At 69.9% G+C, this 15,210-nt stretch carries 13 protein-coding genes; 6 read left to right on the forward strand and 7 right to left on the reverse strand.

Annotated features, from left to right (window positions below; translation table 11 throughout):
- The first annotated feature begins 177 nt into the window (after positions 1-177).
- Positions 178-456 carry a PLDc N-terminal domain-containing protein gene (locus KZ829_RS31425; protein ID WP_220147481.1) on the forward strand — a complete coding sequence of 93 codons (279 nt, stop codon included), beginning with the start codon at positions 178-180 and terminating at the stop codon, positions 454-456.
- A gap of 54 nt (positions 457-510) precedes the next feature.
- On the opposite strand, the gene KZ829_RS31430 is transcribed toward KZ829_RS31425, so the two are convergent.
- Positions 511-2,175, reverse strand: coding sequence for an SdrD B-like domain-containing protein (locus KZ829_RS31430; protein ID WP_220147482.1), 1,665 nt, complete (start codon positions 2,173-2,175; stop codon positions 511-513).
- 217 nt (positions 2,176-2,392) lie between these two features.
- Here KZ829_RS31430 and KZ829_RS31435 point away from each other — a divergent pair, with 217 nt between their 5' ends.
- Together KZ829_RS31435 and KZ829_RS31440 are read left to right on the forward strand one after the other, a co-directional pair.
- Positions 2,393-3,412, forward strand: coding sequence for a PKD domain-containing protein (locus KZ829_RS31435; RefSeq protein ID WP_220147483.1), 1,020 nt, complete (start codon positions 2,393-2,395; stop codon positions 3,410-3,412).
- Between the two features lie 81 nt (positions 3,413-3,493).
- A complete protein-coding gene (locus tag KZ829_RS31440; protein ID WP_308285738.1) occupies positions 3,494-4,684 on the forward strand; it encodes a WD40 repeat domain-containing protein in 1,191 nt (396 codons plus the stop codon).
- On the opposite strand, the gene KZ829_RS31445 is transcribed toward KZ829_RS31440, so the two are convergent.
- Together KZ829_RS31445 and KZ829_RS31450 are read right to left on the reverse strand one after the other, a co-directional pair.
- Entirely contained in the window at positions 4,653-6,296 is a 1,644-nt protein-coding gene (locus KZ829_RS31445; protein ID WP_220147484.1) for an aspartate:alanine exchanger family transporter, read from the reverse strand. The genes KZ829_RS31440 and KZ829_RS31445 overlap by 32 nt on opposite strands.
- Positions 6,297-6,353: 57 nt before the next feature.
- Positions 6,354-6,977, reverse strand: a complete 624-nt coding sequence (locus KZ829_RS31450) for a calcium-binding protein (protein ID WP_220147485.1) — start codon at positions 6,975-6,977, stop codon at positions 6,354-6,356.
- A 157-nt stretch (positions 6,978-7,134) separates the two neighbouring features.
- Here KZ829_RS31450 and KZ829_RS31455 point away from each other — a divergent pair, with 157 nt between their 5' ends.
- Entirely contained in the window at positions 7,135-7,932 is a 798-nt protein-coding gene (locus KZ829_RS31455) for a calcium-binding protein (protein ID WP_220147486.1), read from the forward strand.
- Positions 7,933-7,987: 55 nt separating this feature from the next.
- The gene (locus tag KZ829_RS31460) at positions 7,988-9,100 is read left to right on the forward strand and encodes a calcium-binding protein (RefSeq protein ID WP_220147487.1); all 1,113 of its coding nucleotides are present in this window, start codon (positions 7,988-7,990) and stop codon (positions 9,098-9,100) included.
- 57 nt (positions 9,101-9,157) lie between these two features.
- On the opposite strand, the gene KZ829_RS31465 is transcribed toward KZ829_RS31460, so the two are convergent.
- Positions 9,158-10,333: a glycosyl hydrolase family 18 protein gene (locus KZ829_RS31465; RefSeq protein ID WP_308285739.1), complete on the reverse strand. Its 1,176-nt coding sequence runs from the start codon at positions 10,331-10,333 to the stop codon at positions 9,158-9,160.
- A gap of 39 nt (positions 10,334-10,372) precedes the next feature.
- Complete coding sequence (locus KZ829_RS31470; protein WP_220147489.1) at positions 10,373-11,641, reverse strand: chitinase; 1,269 nt, start codon at positions 11,639-11,641, stop codon at positions 10,373-10,375.
- Positions 11,642-11,798: 157 nt separating this feature from the next.
- Here KZ829_RS31470 and KZ829_RS31475 point away from each other — a divergent pair, with 157 nt between their 5' ends.
- On the forward strand, positions 11,799-12,785 hold the full coding sequence (locus KZ829_RS31475; protein WP_220147490.1) for a calcium-binding protein: 987 nt from the start codon (positions 11,799-11,801) through the stop codon (positions 12,783-12,785).
- Between the two features lie 50 nt (positions 12,786-12,835).
- Here KZ829_RS31475 and KZ829_RS31480 read toward each other — a convergent pair whose 3' ends face one another.
- Both KZ829_RS31480 and KZ829_RS31485 read right to left on the reverse strand, forming a co-directional pair.
- On the reverse strand, positions 12,836-13,906 hold the full coding sequence (locus KZ829_RS31480) for a calcium-binding protein (protein WP_220147491.1): 1,071 nt from the start codon (positions 13,904-13,906) through the stop codon (positions 12,836-12,838).
- Positions 13,907-13,978: 72 nt separating this feature from the next.
- Positions 13,979-15,055, reverse strand: a complete 1,077-nt coding sequence (locus KZ829_RS31485; RefSeq protein WP_220147492.1) for an LCP family protein — start codon at positions 15,053-15,055, stop codon at positions 13,979-13,981.
- Positions 15,056-15,210 lie beyond the last annotated feature (155 nt).

Below are 15,210 nucleotides of genomic sequence, written 5' to 3' on the forward strand. Positions count from 1 at the left end.
TCGTGGTCGCCTGTGAGGCCGTGCAGGCCGGCTGACGTACGTATGAGAATTGGCCGCCGGGACGACCCGGCGGCCAATGGCAATCATCGGACGGCCGTGGGCATCTCGGATGTGCGGCAACCAATCGGCACCGTGGGTGGACCGGCACTGCCGCCTACGGCCGCCACCGTAATGGGCATGACCCGACTGCTCACGATTCTTCTCTTCGCCGTCGTCGCGCTCAGCGTGCTGGCCCTGATCGACTGCCTGCGCACCGACCGGTCGCGGGTCCGGTCGTTCCCGCGCGCCGCGTGGGCCGCGATCATCCTGCTCATCCCGGTCAGCGGCGCGGTCGTGTGGTTCCTCGGCGGTCGTGCCGCGGCCGCGCCGGCCGGCGCGGCCGCTCGTCGCCCGGTCGGGCCGGACGACGACCCCGTGTTCCTCCGCCAGCTCACCGAGCAGTTGCGCCGGCGTTGAGGATCACCTGGTGAAGACGGGCCGGCCGGTGATCGTCGATCACCGGCCGGGCTGCTAGCGGACCCTCACCGCGCTGCTGGTGGCACGGCCGTCGGCGTAGCCCGCCTTCACCGCGATCACCGTCACGGTGATCTTCTTGTTGCGCCAGGCGGACTTCAATTTCAGCGTACGGGCGGACGCGCCCTTGATCACCTTGCCGTTGACCCGCCACTCGTACCGGTACGAGTCCACCTTCGGCGACCACGAGCCGACACTGGCGGTCAGCTTCCGGCCGGCCTTCGCCGTACCCGAGATCTTGGGCTTCCTGGTCGCCTTGGCGGCCTTGCCCTTCGCCACCGCCGATGTCGCCGCCGAGACCGCGGTCCCGTTGTCGTTGCCGGCCCGGATGGCGGTGACCTTGACGGTCAGCCGCTTGCCGGCCACGGACGCCGGAACCGTCAGCGATGCGCCGGTCGCGCCCTTGATCGCGGTGCCGTTCGCCGACCACTGATAGGTGTAGGACGTGGCGGCGGGGCTCCAGGCGCCGGTCGTGGCCTTCACCGTCGAGCCCACCGCGACCGTCCCGGTGATCGACGGCACCGTGGTGGCCCGCAGTGGCGGCAGGGTGATGCGGAAGGCGTTCGCCAGTTCGGCGTGCGGGCCGTACTGGCGGTCGATGGTGAGCGTCCACGCCCCGGTCGCGGCCTGGCCCAGCGGGAACGTCACGTCCATCGACCTGCGGTCGGCGGCGACGTTCGAGACGGTGCCGAGGATCGGGTCGGAGCCGGCACGGGTGAGCTGGACCTCCAGGCTCTCGCTGAACGCGTCGCCGGTCAGCCGCACCACGGGTGTCGTGCCCTGGAGGGCGGACGCGGGGGTGACCCCGGTCGGGCGGTAGGCCGCGATCACGCCCAGGTCGACGACGGCCGGGGTCGCGGCGGTCACCGCGAACACCGGGCTCTCACCGGTCTGGTGGTACTGCCCCTCGGAGGTCATCCGCAGGTCGGAGTCGGTGGCGTCACTGCCGACGTTCGGCGTGGTGAACCGCCAGTTGTTCCGGATCAGGGTGGTGTCGATCCGGTAGCGCTTGCTCGGTACGTCGTACCGGTACGTCCCGTTGTAGGAGTTGGAGAACCCGTAGCTGTCGTCGTCGTCCTGTGAGCGGATCGACAGGCCCACGTCGGTCACGGCCGGCTCGCTCGTCTGCCGGACGCCGTCGGCGTTGAGGTCGTTGAAGACGCGGCCGCGGACCTCTCCGGTGGCGACGATGCGAATGGTCCTGGTCGCCGTGTTGTCGGCGGTCGAGCTCTCCGCCGTGGTCGTCGTCGCGGTCGCGCTGACCGGGAGCGCGGCGCCGGCCTGAACGCCTTCGACGCCGACGGTGCGGACCATCACCCGCTTCGACTCGCCGGGTTCGAGGTCGCCGATGTGGGTGCACGTCATGACCGGGGTGGCCCAGTCGCACTCCCAGTCGCTGGTGCTCTCGTCGTTGAACGGGCGCAGGCCGGTCGGCAGCGTGAGAGCCACGGTCACTCCGGCGGCGGGGAGTGTCCCGTCGTTGCGGATCTGGACGTCCACGCTGGACCAGCCGGTCGTGGGCAGGATGTTGCGTTTCGCGAGAACCTCGAGGACCACGTTGGCGGCGTCGGCGTCCGCCGATGCGGGGCCGGTGGCCATGAACGCGCCCGCCACGCCGGCGAGCAGCGCGGTAGGAACGGTCAACGGGCGCAGGAATGTCACGTCTTCCCCCGTTTCGCCGGAGCCGTCGTTCATCGGCGGCTCCCGATCTGTTCGGGGATCCTAATGCATGGCGACACTTAATCGTTACGACGAACCGGGAGCGATCCGTCGCATAGATCGATGTCGGTTGAGTATCTTGATCGAACTCTGCGCCGTCGGGACGTCGTGGCACGGCTGGCCGGTGCGGCATCCCCTTCGTGACAATCCCGGGAGAACCATGCGACCCCTGCGACACCGCGCGCTGTCCGCGCTGATCACCGTGGTGACAGGCGCCATGTCGGCCCTGGCCGTCGGTGCGCCCGCCAGGGCCGACGACCCGGACGTCACCGCGCCGGCCGGGCGCTACCAGCTCGACTTCACCAAGCTCTGGGACGGCCAGAGCGCCACCCTGACCGCGCTGGAGGTCTCCGACGACGTCACGGCGCAGGCCGACATCCGTCAGTACATCGACTGGGGCGACGGGGGCTTCTCGTACCTGGACGGCGACGAGACGTCGGAGCGGCACCAGTTCTTCAACCCCGGCACGTACACCGTGACCGTCCGGCTCACCGACCGGGCGGGCAACTCCTCGTCCGGCGTTTTCGCGGCGACGTCCACGGTCACCGTGGTGAGGATGCCCGGCACCTTCAAGATCGCCAAGAAGGAGGTGTACATCGGCGACCCCGCCGTCGTCACCCTGGCCGGCATCCCCAGTGACGTCACCAAGGTGCGGGTGTGGTGGGGCGACGGCACGGACACCACGGTCAGCCGGACGACCACGCAGGTCAAGCACTACTACAAGAGCGAGACGCACTGGTATGTGACAGTCCTGCTCACCAACGCGGCGGGCGAGGCCTACGGCCGGGAGATCGGCAGCATCTACACCCCGTACGACGGGACCCCGCCGCAGATCTCGCTGACCAGGCCGAAGAAGCCGACGTACGTGTCGTCCTGGCGCACCGTCAACGGCAAGGTCAGTGACCGGGGCCGGGGGACGACAGAGGTGGGCACCGCCTTCATCCAGCAGCGGGGCAGCTCCTGGTACTACTACACCGGCAAGAAGTGGATCAAGGCCAAGACGCTCGACCAGGCGCTGAGGAAGGCGCGGACGATCACGGTCCGCCCGACCGCGAAGAACACCTGGCAGGTCAAGATCAAGGGCCTCAGGAAGGGCACGCTTTACGCCTTCTACGCCGCCGTCGACAAGGACGGCAACCAGTCGGAGGCGAAGGTCAAGAAGCAGAAGCTGACCCGGTGACCCGGCGGCACGGCCAAGCCCGATCGAAGTAAAAAGGTCAAACGGCGCGAAGGCTGATCAAGGGGTCGCTACGGTTCGGGAGTGACTACCAAGAGGCATCGTGAAAGTACCTGGGGTGACCATTCGGTCGGCGCTGTCGCGGTGGCCCTCATCGGGCTGCTCGCGCTCATCGCCGTCGGTCCCGCACCCGCACTGAGCGCTGAGCCCGTCGCGGCGAGCAGAGCGCGCGTCGTCGTGCCCGGTGAGGACGGGGAGATCGCCATGCGCCCCGGCGGGCGGGTGTTCGCGACCGTGAGTCACGGGACGGTGCGGCAGTGGAGCGCGACGACCGGGCGGCCGGTCGGCGCGACGATCACCGGCCATACCGGACCGATCCACTCCGTGGCGTACAGCTTCGACGGCAAGCGGCTGGCGATCGCCGGTGATGACGGCGTCTCGCTGTGGGACGCCGCCACCGGGCAGCCGGCCGGGCCGTCGCTGACCGGCCATGCCGGGCCCGTGCGCTCGGTGGCGTTCAGCAAGCCAGCCCGGCTGATGGCCACCGCCGGTGACGACGGCACGGTGCGGCTGTGGGATCGAACCGGGGAACCGGTACGGTCCATCGACGCCAACCCCGACGGTGTGCACTCGGTCGTGTTCAGCGAGAACGGCGAACGGCTCGCGACCTCCGGCGCCGGCGATGTCGTACGCCTGTGGGAGACCGCCACCGGCCGGCCCGTCAGCGAGGTGCTGACCGTGAAGCCGGGCCCGGTGTACGCGATGAGCTTCAGCCCCGACGGCAGGCTCTTCGCCACCTCCGGTGGCAACAACGTCGTGCGGCTGTGGAATCCGGCCACCGGCGAGTCGGCGGGCAGGCCGATCATCAGCGCGTCCGGGCCGGTCTACGCGCTCACGTTCAGCCGGGTACGGAAGCTCCTGGCCACCTCGTCCGGCGGCGACAACACCGTACAGCTGTGGAACACGGTGACCCGCCGACCGGCCGCCGCGCCGCTTGCCGGTCACACCGGGCCGGTGCGGGCGATGCGGTTCGGCCCGAACGGCAGGCTGCTGGCCACCGGGGGCGACGACGGGACCGTACGGGTGTGGGAGTCCCGGACCGGGAAGCCCGTGGGCGTGCCGCTGACCGGGCACAAAGGGGCGGTCTGGTCGGTGCGGATCACCCCGAACGGCAAACGTGTGATCAGCGCCGGCGCGGACGACAAGGTTCGGCTCTGGCGGGCCCCCACCAGCGGGTCGCCGCTCAGAGCAGCACGATCATCAGCTGGGCGATGAGGACCTTCAGGACCATCGCGATCGGGAAGACCATGGCGTAGGCGAGGGCCGGCAGTTCGTTCTTGGTCCGGTCCTCGGCGAAGGTGAGCACGGCGGGGTTGGTGTCGATACCGGCCATGACGCCCATCAGCCAGGAGAGGGGCATGCGCAGGATCCGGCCGCCGACGATGCAGACGACGGCGGTGCCGGCCGCGACCAGGGCGCCGGCGGCGACGATCTTCCAGGCGTCGCCGTCGGAGAAGCCGCGTACGAGCACGCCGCCGGATTTCAGGCCGACTCCCGCGAAGAACAGCGCCACGCCCAACTGGCGCAGCACCAGGATCGTGGAGCGGGGCTGGTGCCAGGTGATCGGGCCGGTCCGTCCGGCGCGGCCCAGGACCAGCCCGGCGATGAGCGGGCCCCCGGCCAGGCCCAGGCGCAGGGTGGCGTTACCGGTGAGCGGTATCGCGATGGTGCCCAGGAGAAGGCCCAGCGCGAGGCCGAGGGTGAGGCCGGTGAAGTCGACCCGGGTAAGCGACTGATCGGAGTCGCCGAGCAGCGCCGTCACCTCCGGCATGCGGTCCCGGTCGGCGACCACCCGGACCCGGTCGCCGAGTTGCAGCCGGGTGGCGGGGGTCGCGATGAGGTCGTGGTCGCCCCGCCGTACCCGGGTGATCAGCGCGTGGTGACGGCGCGGCAGGTCGAGCTCGGCGACGGCCATGCCGGCCAGGGACGGGTCGGAGACGGTGATCCGGCGGAAGTCGAGGGTGCCGCGGTCCAGCGACAGCGCCGGTTTGACGTTCTCGCCGAGCCGGGCGACGAGGTCCCGGGTGGCGTCGCGGGTGCCGACGACCGACAGCAGGTCGCCTTCACGCAGGGTGGGTACGGTCGCGGCCAGGTGCATCAGGTCGCCGCGCCGTAGCCGTACCAGAAGGGCCTCGCCGTCCTGGGCGAGCTGGTCGGTGAGGTCGCGGATGCCGGTGCCGGCGCCCCGGGTGACGAGCAGGGTGCGTTCGACCAGCTTCTTCGGGGCGGGCGCGAGGCGGGTGTTCTCGGCGGCCTCACGCCCGAAGTCGACCCGGACGAAGATCATGTAGGTGATCAGGGCGCCGATCATGGCGATCACGCCGTACCCGTAGGTGAGGCTCATGCCGACCGCCGCGTCGCTGGCGAGCCGTCCCCCCTCGGCCGGGTCGATGGCGCGTAGCGCCTCCTGGGCGCTGCCCAGCGCCGGCACGTTGACCAGCGCGCCCGCGAAGACGCCGGCGGCGGTGGCGGGATTCAGGTGGAAGGCGGCCGCGGCGACGACCGCGGTCAGCGCCGCGACGGTGAGGACCGCGGCGACGAAGGCGTTGTCGCGCAGACCGCGCCGGCGCAGCGCCGCGAAGAAGGTCGGGGCGCTGGCGAGCCCGATCAGGTAGACGAACAGGGCCAGGCCGAACTCGTCGGCGAAGTCCGGCAGCCGCAGCCGATCGTCCAGCGCGCCGATGCCGAGACCGACGAAGAAGACCGCGGCGACGCCGAGAGCGATGCCACGGATCCGGAGATTGCCGAGGAGATGTCCGAGGCCGAGGACGATCGCGCAGAGCAGGACCTCGTTGGCCGCCAGAATCTCGATCGGGGACAAGATCACCTTCCGTACCCCGTGATCACACTACAAAATCCAGATCACGGGGTACGGCGAACGGCCTTACTGGGTGATCCGGTCGACTCCGGGGCCACCGATGAGCTCGTCCTTGCCGGCGCCACCGGTGAGGGTGTCGTCGCCGTCGCCGCCGTGCAGCCAGTCCTTGCCGGCGCCGCCGAAGAGGCGGTCGTTGCCCGCCTCGCCGTCGATCGAGTCGTTGCCGCCGTTGCCGCTCAGCCTGTCCTTGCCGGTACCGCCGATCAGCAGGTCCCTGGCCGAGCCGCCGCTCAGGACGTCGTTGCCGGTGCCGCCGTCGGCCGCCATGAAGACGCCGGTGCGGTTGTAGACCCGGTCGGTCCGGTCGCCGAGCAGGATGCTGAACTCGGTGGGCGTACGGGAAGTGGTGCACTTGACCTTGGTCTTGTCGCCCTTGACCGTCTTGCAGCCCTTGCCGGCCTTGATCGCGACCTTGTCGTCGAGGGTGACGGTCCGGCCGGAGATGGTGATGGTCAGGGAGTTCGCCTGCCCGGCGCCGGCGGTGAACCTGACGATGCTCTTGTGCACGCCCACCACCTCGGCCTTGCCGACGGTGGCGGCCTGTGCCGCGGAGGCGAAGAGGGCGCTGGTGGCCACGGCCGTCGCCGTCGCGCCGATGAGGGCCAGGGCCTTGCGGTTGAAGATGTTCATCGGATTCCCCCGTTGTGCTCGCTGTCGCTCGGTCATCTGGTGCGATGCGGGCCCGGCGGGAGTGGTTCGCGGATTCTGATCACGGATCGATAACGGTGGTTGCTCGCGGTCGGTACCGTGCCGACCCATGACATTGATCGATCTTGGAAAGGAAGCCATGCCCTCTATTCCGCGCCTCGCCACGGCCGGCCTGATCGCCGCCCTCTCGGCCACCGCTTTCACCGCCCCCGCGCAGGCCGCCGCCGTCGGCGTGGTCTCGGTGACGTCCGCGAGCAAGGTTCAGTTCAAGGCGGCGACCGGCCAGCAGAGCCGGGTGGTGGTGCTCCGCTCAGGGAACCGGATCACGATCTGGGACGAATTCGCCCCGCTCAAGGCGGGCAAGGGCTGCGAGGCGGACGAGACTGACAAGCGGGCGGTGTACTGCACGACGGCGGAGACGCCGGAACGGGTCACCGTCTGGGCCTACGACCAGAACGACGAGATCGTCAACGACTCGGACGTGCCGACGACCGTGTACGGCGGAACCGGTGATGACCGCATCCTCGGCGGCACGAACCGGGACCGGCTCTCCGGACAGGCCGGCAACGACGACATCGACGGCGGGGGCGGCAACGACAGCATCTGGGGAGGGGCCGGCACGGACACCCTCAACGGCCGTACCGGCGACGACCGCCTGTTCGGCGGCTCCGGCGGCGACAGCCTCTACGGCAGCGATGGCAACGACGTCCTCCGCGGTGAGAAGGGCGCCGACTACCTGAGCGGCGGGAACGGCAACGACCGGCTCGTCGGCGGCAACGGCAAGGACAAGCTGTACGGCGGTGCCGGCGACGACAGGCTGAACGGCAAGGACAGCCGTAGGCAGGTCGCCGACCTGCTCGACGGCGGCGTCAACGACTCCAGCGGGGACCTGTGCAACGGCACCCGCCTGGACGAGCGGGTCAACTGCGAGAAGTGACCGGCTCACCGGAGCGAGGCCCCGATCAATGATCTTCGGGCGGGGGAGGACGAACATGTCGAGGTTTTCTCCGCTGGGCAGAGCCGGAGTGGCTCTGCTCGGCACCACGGCGGCGGTGGGTGTCTTCGCGGCGCCCGCCCAGGCCGCCTCCACCGGCATCGTGTCGGTGACCTACAGCAAGGCCGCCGAGGCGCCCTACCTGGTCTTCAAGGCGGGCTCGGGCAAACGGAACTCGGTCGTGGTCAGCCGATCCGGGCAGACACTCACCATCGACGACCGGGTGACCCTGCGGGCCGGCAAGGGCTGCAAGGCGGTCAAGGGTGACCGGACCCGGGTCCGCTGCGCCATCCCGGCGGACCTCGGCGGGCTCTCCTTCACCCTCGGCTCGGGCGACGACCGCATCACCGACACGAGTGGCCTGGGCATCTTCGTCAAGGCCGGACCCGGTCGGGACACCATGGTCGGCGGCACCGGGCCGGACTCGCTGTTCGGGGGCACCGGATCGGACCGTCTCTACAGCAACGGCGGTGACGACTTCCTGGTCGGGGACACCGGGCACGACACGCTCGTGGCCGGCGCCGGAAACGACTACCTCAACGGCGGCAACGGCAACGACCTGGAGTACGGCGGGGACGGCGACGACACCCTCAGCCAGGGCAACGAGACCACCGCGACGGACGCGGACCGGCTCTCCGGTGGCGCCGGGTCGGACATGGTCTCCTACTCCGGCCGGCAGAAGGCGCTCAGCGCCGACGCCGACGGGGTGACCGGCGACGACGGCCGCAGCGGCGAGGGCGACACCATCATCAGCGCCGAGTACATCGTCGGCGGCCTCGGCGACGACCGGCTCTCCGGCACGGCCGGCGCCGACCACCTGTCCGGGCTGGCCGGCAACGACGTGATCCTCGGCAACGGCGGCGACGACCTGATCGAGGACTACGCCGGTGTGAACCGGCTCGACGGCGGCGCGGGCGACGACGTCATCCGCGGTGGTCGCGGAAATGAGGTGCTGTTCGGTGGCCCCGGCGCCGACCAGCTCTTCGGCGACGCCGGTGACGACCACCTCGACGGTGCGCAGGACGGGACGGTCGATTCCCTGGACGGCGGCCCCGGCACCGACGACTGCGTGCTCAACAGCGACCCGGACACCCTGGTCAACTGCGAGTGACAGGAACGACGAGGGCCGGCATCCCGTACGGGATGCCGGCCCTCAGCCGTTGTTGCCTCAGAACCCGGCGCTCACCCTGGTGAACGCCCAGTCCGCCTGGGCGATGCCGGAGCAGTTGCTGACCACGCCGCCGCCGGCGCAGCCGCGGTCCCGGTTGACCGCCCAGAACGCGAAGCGGGCCAGGCCCTTGCTCGTGGCGTAGTCACGGATCCGGGTCCAGGTCTCCACCGAGGTGACCTCCTGCTGGTCGGAGAGACCGTTCATGCCGGAGATGCCCATGTGCGAGTAGGCCTGCGCGTCGGTGTAGCCGAACGTCGACTTGAGCACGTTCTTCAGGCCCTCGGTGGCGCCGACCGTCGCGGCGTACATGTCGGAGTGCCCGCTGAAGTCGAACGGCATCTGGGTGAAGATGTCGATGTTCGCACCCTTGGCCTTGGCCTGCTGGATCAGCCGTACGCCGTGCGCGTTCGGGCCGGTCGTCGAGGTGCCGAAGGTGAGGATGGTCTTCACGCCCGGGTTGCGCTGCTTGACGATCCTCAGCGCGTCCACGATCCGGTCGGCCACCACGTAGTTCTCGAACTCGTCGGTGTTCTCGATGTCGACGTCGATCGCCTTGAGCTGGAAGGTGTCGATCACCTTCTGGTACGCGCCGGCGAGCGCCTCCGGGGTGGAGCAGTTCGGGCCGAGCTTGTTGCCGCTCCAGCCGCCGATCGACGGCACCACGTCGGCGCCGGCCGCCCGGATCGCCGCGATGGTGCTGGCGTGCGCGCCGCCGGTGAGTCCGCTCGAGCCGTCCCACGCCGGGTTGCAGCCGTTGCTGGCCAGGACGAACGCCATGGTGAACGCCTTGATCCCGGTGGCGTTGACGACCGTGGACGGGGCCGGCGGGTTACCCCAGCCCGGGTAGATGTACGGGGCGGCGGCCATCTTCGTACCGGTCGCCGGGGGTGTCGTGGGGTTGGTGGTGGGGTTGGTCGTCGGCGGCGTGGTCGGGTTGGTGGTGCCCCCGCAGACGCCGTTGTCGATCCAGACCGCCCACTGGCTGCTGTTGGTGGCCGGCGACTCGTTCTGGGTCCACCACTTGGCGGTGTAGTTGTGGCCGCTCTGCGAGGCCACGTTGTCCTTCACGTAGACCGCGGAGGCGCTCCACGACGGGGCGCAAGCGACGGCCGCGTTCGAGGTGGCCATCGGGAGGATCGCGGCGGCCGCGCCGACCGCCCCGACCGATGTCACGAGTGCGATTTTCCTGCTCAGCTTCATGGGGATTCCCGTTCAGGGGAGGGTGGCGAGGTGCGGGTCGATGGTGTTGGCCCAGGCGTTGCCGTTGGTCACGTCCCAGTTGATCGACCAGGTCATCGCGCCGCGGATGCCCGGGTAGGTGGCCGGCGGCTTGAAGGTGCCGCAGTTGGTGGCCTTGGCCAGGCAGTCCAGGGCGTTGTTGACGACCGACGGGGCGACGTAACCGCCACCGGCGGCCCGGGTGCTGGCCGGCAGGCCGAGGGCGATCTGGTCCGGGCGCAGCCCGTTCTGGAGCGGGATGCAGGCCAGCGCGGTCAGGAAGTTGACCGTGCCCTGGCTGTACGCGGCGTTGTTGTCGCAGCCCAGCATCGAACCGGAGTTGTAGTACTGGGTGAAGACGACGGTCAGGATGTCCTTGATGTCGAGCGCCAGCTTGAAGTACGACGACTGCGGGTTCTGCATGTCGATGGTCTGCGGCGCCATCGTGATGATCAGGTTGGCGCCGGCCTTGGCCCGCAGGCTGCGCAGCGCGCTCGCCATGTAGGTCGGGTTGAGCCCGTTCTCCAGGTCGATGTCGACGCCGTCGAACCCGTACGTCTGGATCAGCGAGTGGACCGAGTCGGCGAACGCGGTGGCCGCGGTCGCGCTGTTGACGGCGACCGTGCCCTTCTCACCGCCGACCGAGATGACCACCTTCTTGCCGCGCGAGTGCAGGGTGGCGATGTCCGCCTTGAACTGGGCGGTGGTGTAGCCGCCGACCGCGGTGGCCAGGCCCGGGTCGAGGTTGAAGGTGACCGCGCCCTGGGTGGCGGTGGCGTCCGCGAAGGCGACCGCGATCAGGTCGTACGTGGCCGGGACGTCGGCGAGCTTGAGCGGCGCGGCGCCGTTGTCGAAGTTCTGCCAGTAGCCGGTGAGGAAGTGTTTCGGCAGCGGGCCGTTGGGCGGGGTCGTGGTGGGGGGAGTGGTCGTCGGCGGGGTGGTGGTGGGTGGCGTCGTGGTGGGCGGGGTGGTGGTCGGCGGCGTCGTCGTGGGCGGCGTGGTGCCGCCCCCACAGACGCCGTTGTCCGCCCAGACGTCCCACTGACCACTGCGGACGGCCGGCGACTCGTTCTGCGTCCACCACTTGGCCGTGTAGTTGTGGCTGTTCTGCGAGACCACGTTGCCGTTGACGTACACGGCGGTCGGACTCCACGCGGGCGCACAGGCCGCGGCGGCCGAGGCCTCGCCCGAGAACCAGGTCGCCGCGCCACCGGCGACCAGCGCCGTGACCGTAGCGAGGATTACCGATCGGGAGCGCTTCATCGGCGTCCTTTCGAGTGATCTGGGGATTCTCCAATCTTTAGGACTGTTAACAGTAAAAGTAAAGAGTGTGGCGACCTTAAACATCCTTAAATCTGAATACCTCACCGTGCGGCAGCGGTGCTCTACCATCCGTGCACGATCTTCAAAGGGGGCGCGGATGTCCGGGACCACATGGCTGAGCAGGGTCGGAGCGGCTCTGGCGGGCACCACGGCCGCGGTCGGTGTGCTCGCCGCGCCGGCGCAGGCCGCGACCACCGGCCAGGTGTACGTGCGGTACGCCGAGCCGGGCGACCCCGGGCAGATCGTTTACAACGCCGGGCCGGGCCGGCGGAACACCGTCGTGGTCACCCGATCCGGCCGCACGGTCACCATCGACGACCGGGTCACCGTCCGGGCCGGCAAGGGCTGCAAGGCGGTAAAGGGCGACAGGACCAGGGTCCGGTGCACGCCCAAGGCGATCCTCGGCGTGAGCGTGTTCCTCGGCTCCGGCGACGACCGGGTCACCAACCGCAGCAACGTGCCGCTGTTGGCCCTGGGCAGCTCTGGGAAGGACACCCTGATCGGCGGCACCGGGAGCGACCAGCTCCACGGCGGAACCGGCGCGGACCGTCTCTACGGCCAGGGCGGCGCCGACCAGATCTCCGGCGACAGTGGCTACGACCTGCTCGTGGCCGGCGCCGGTGACGACATCCTGGACGGCGGCACCGGCAACGACCGGGAGTACGGCGGCGACGGCGACGACGTGCACGTCCAGGGCCGGGAAACCACCGCCTCGGACGCGGACTGGCTCTCCGCCGGCAACGGCACCGACGGGGTCTACTACGTCCGCCGGACGGAGGGGATCAGCGCCGACTCCGACGGGGTGCGCGGGGACGACGGCCGCAGCGGTGAGGGCGACACCATCGTCAGCGCCGAGACACTGTTCGGCGGTGACGGCGACGACCGGCTCTACGGCACCAGCGGCGCCGACACGCTGATCGGCTTCAACGGCGCCGACCAGATCTACGGCCGGGGCGGCGACGACCACCTGGACGCCGGGCACGACGACGACGTCGACCTCGTGGACGGCGGCGACAACGGCACGGCCGGCGACACCTGCGTGACGCCCGGTGACGACGACAGCCGGGTCAACTGCGAGCGTTGACGAAGGCTAGGAACAGGGGGAAGCGGCCACGGCCGCTTCCCCCTGTTTCGTCAGCGCTCGCAGCCGACCGTGGTGTCCGGGCCGGAGACCACGCACCGGTCGCCGAGGGTGGCGTGGGCGCCGCCGTCCAGCAGGTCGCCGTCCACGTCCAAGTCGCCGATCTCGTCGTCGCCGGCTTCGCCGTAGATGCTGTCGCGGCCGTCCAGGCCGATCAGCAGGTCGTCGCCGGCGCCGCCGCGAAGCACGTCGTCTCCCATGCCGCCGTCGAACCGGTTGGCGGAGGCGTTGCCGGTCAGCCGGTCGTTGCCGTAGCCGCTGTAGATGTCCTCCACGTCGGCGCCGACCGTATCGTGCTCGCCGGCCTGGCCGTCGTCGCGGGCCGAGCCGTCGAGGTCGACCGTGACGGTGTTGAGGTAGGTCGCGTAGACGGCCGAGTCGCGGCCCGGCCCACCGCGCAGCACATCGGCGGCCACCCGGCCCAGGCCCGGGTCGTCGCCACGGAGCGAGTCGTTGCCGCTGCCGCCGTCGAGCCGGTCGGCACCCAGTTCGCCGGCAAGGAAGTCGTCACCGCCGGCCCCGAGAAGGACGTCGTCGCCGGACTGGCCGCGGATGAAGTCCTGGCCGCCGCCGCCGTTCACCCGGTCGGCGCCGGTGCCGCCGTAGAAGATGTCGCTGCCGCCGTATCCGTAGAGCCGGTCGCTGCCGGAACCGCCGCGGAGGATGTCCGCGCCCGGCCCGCCGCTGATCGTGTCGCCGCCGGTCCCGCCGTCGGCGGTCATGCCGAGGCCGGTCCGGTTGACGATCGTGTCGACCCGGTCGCCGGTGGCGATCCGGATCCGGGTCGGCGCGGCCGCGGTGCGGCAGACGACCCTGGTCCGGTCGCCCTTGACGGCCTTGCAGCCGGCGCCGGCCTTGATCGCGACCCGGTCGTCGACCGTGATCCTGTTGCCGGTCCGGGTCACCACGACCCGGTTCTGCGCGCCCTTCGCGGCGGTGTACAGCACCCGGGTCCCGGAGACCCGGGCCTTACCGGCTGCGGCGGCCTCCGCGGGCGCCGTCACGATCAGGCTACCGAGCAGGGACGTGAAGAGGACGGTTCCAAATCTGGTGGATCGTCGCATAGGGTTCACCTCGTGATAGCCGTACCCCGGCATCACACAGGGAAACATATCGATGCAATTGGTGGCCGTGGGTCAGCTGTCCTTGTTCACCAGGCCGGGGTTGTCCAGCAGGAACGAGGCGACCCGGTCCTCCCGGACGGCCTTGAAGAAGTCCTCGGCGGTCGTCGCCGGCCGGAACTCCTCGCCCAGGTAGTCGCCGTCGGACTCGAACTTGCCGCCACCGGGCAGCTTGATCGTGGTCATGTCGTCGACGTTGAGGCCCTTGAGCGCGAACGCCCACTCGAGCGGGTCGCTGCCGCCGCCCGCGAAGGTCAGCGATTCGCCGGCCGCGTCCAGGATCTTGGTGAGCTTCTTGACGTCGGTGATGACGCTCTTGCTCATCGCCTCCTTGGCCATGGCCTTGATGAACTGCTGCTGGTGACGCTGCCGGTCGTAGTCGCTCATCGGGACGCCGGCGTTGGGGTAGCGCTGCCGCACGTAGTCGAGCGCCTGCCACGGCTGGAGCCGGACCGGCTTGGTGCTCTTCTTGTAGTACGCCTGCGGTCCCGTGTACGGGTGCGGGCAGTCACTGGTGACCGGGCAGCTCGACTTGCGCGGCCGCTGCTTGCCCTCGGGCGTCAGGTGCTCCGACTTCACGTCCATGTCGATGACCATGGAGACGCCGCCGAGCGCCTCGACCATCTTCTTGAAGCCGCCGAAGTTGATGATCGCCGCGGCGTCGAACTTGTCGATGCCGGTGTAGTTGCGGACCGTCTTGGAGAGCAGCTGGAAGCCGTTCACGACGTCGATCTTGCCGTTCACCTGGCTGCCCAGCGCCATCGCCGAGTTGATCTTCCCGCTGTGCGCGCGGACGCCGGACTTCGAGTCGCCCGGGATGTCCACGTACAGGTCGCGGGGCATGGAGAACAGGTAGGCCGTGCTCATGTCCGCGGGGATGTGCGCGATCAGGATCGAGTCGGACAGCGGCGGCGTCGAGGACTTCCGCGGGTCGATGCCGACCAGCAGGATCGTCAGCGGGCCCTTGATCTCCTTGTCGGCCGGCGCCGCCTGCGCCGCACCGTTGTCGAGCAGGTCGTTGTTGGTGATACCACCGGTGTACTTGGCGACCAGGGCCTGGCCGCCGACCATGGTCCCTCCGCTGACGACCATGAGTGCGCAGCCGGCACTGGCGCACAGCCGCGCCCACAGGGGTGTGCGGCGCTTCGCGGACTTTGGCAACCCTGTCTCCAACCTCGATGTGGGCGATGCGGCGGGTGACACCTTATCTGAGAGATTCCACGGCACGGGCCGGTCGATGGTTCACC

The sequence above is a fragment of the Actinoplanes hulinensis genome, from assembly GCF_019429605.1.
In the GTDB taxonomy this organism is placed as follows: domain Bacteria; phylum Actinomycetota; class Actinomycetes; order Mycobacteriales; family Micromonosporaceae; genus Actinoplanes; species Actinoplanes campanulatus.

What these genes read in the sequence shown, in the direction of transcription:
- KZ829_RS31425 (WP_220147481.1), top strand. Translation starts at nt 178, where the DNA reads ATGACCCGACTGCTCACGATTCTTCTCTTCGCCGTCGTCGCGCTCAGC.
- KZ829_RS31435 (WP_220147483.1), top strand. Translation starts at nt 2,393, where the DNA reads ATGCGACCCCTGCGACACCGCGCGCTGTCCGCGCTGATCACCGTGGTG.
- KZ829_RS31450 (WP_220147485.1), bottom strand. Translation starts at nt 6,977, where the DNA reads ATGAACATCTTCAACCGCAAGGCCCTGGCCCTCATCGGCGCGACGGCG.
- KZ829_RS31455 (WP_220147486.1), top strand. Translation starts at nt 7,135, where the DNA reads ATGCCCTCTATTCCGCGCCTCGCCACGGCCGGCCTGATCGCCGCCCTC.
- KZ829_RS31460 (WP_220147487.1), top strand. Translation starts at nt 7,988, where the DNA reads ATGTCGAGGTTTTCTCCGCTGGGCAGAGCCGGAGTGGCTCTGCTCGGC.
- KZ829_RS31470 (WP_220147489.1), bottom strand. Translation starts at nt 11,641, where the DNA reads ATGAAGCGCTCCCGATCGGTAATCCTCGCTACGGTCACGGCGCTGGTC.
- KZ829_RS31475 (WP_220147490.1), top strand. Translation starts at nt 11,799, where the DNA reads ATGTCCGGGACCACATGGCTGAGCAGGGTCGGAGCGGCTCTGGCGGGC.
- KZ829_RS31480 (WP_220147491.1), bottom strand. Translation starts at nt 13,906, where the DNA reads ATGCGACGATCCACCAGATTTGGAACCGTCCTCTTCACGTCCCTGCTC.
- KZ829_RS31485 (WP_220147492.1), bottom strand. Translation starts at nt 15,055, where the DNA reads ATGGTCGTCAGCGGAGGGACCATGGTCGGCGGCCAGGCCCTGGTCGCC.